1 pseudogene (cut by a window edge) is annotated in these 485 nt (G+C 60.8%); it reads right to left on the bottom strand.

The features are described 5' to 3' along the window. A pseudogene (locus GTN70_06765) lies at positions 1-485 on the bottom strand (YHS domain-containing protein); it runs 673 nt beyond the window's last position.

Genomic DNA, 485 nt, shown 5'->3' with positions numbered 1-485 from the left:
TGGGCGAGCAGGGTCTCACTGCCGACCTTTTCGGCCCGCATGACGATACTGCCCCTGCCGTTTACCGTGGCGCCGATAACCCTATCCCCGGTTTGCTTTTCCACCGGGATCGGCTCCCCTGAAATCATGGAATCATCGACCGTGCTGTTTCCTTCCAGGACGACGCCATCCACCGGTATCTTCTCGCCCGGTCTGATCCGGAGCCGGTCACCCTTCTGCACCTGTTCCAGGGCGATGTCGATCTCGCTTCCATCATCGGTGATCTTGCGCGCCGTTTTGGGCGCAAGACCCAGCAGGGCCCTGATGGCAGCGCCGGTCTGGCTTCTTGCTTTCAGCTCCATCACCTGCCCGAGCAGAATCAGGGTTACGATCACTGCCGAGGCCTCGAAATAGACACCCACGCTGCCGCCGGCATCCCGCATGGCTTCGGGGAATATCCGGGGAAACAGGATAGCGATGAGGCTGTAGACGTAGGCCACCGATAC

Source organism: Deltaproteobacteria bacterium (genome assembly GCA_011773515.1).
GTDB lineage: Bacteria > Desulfobacterota > Deferrimicrobia > J040 > J040 > WVXK01.
This window is presented reverse-complemented; position numbering and strand designations above follow the sequence as displayed.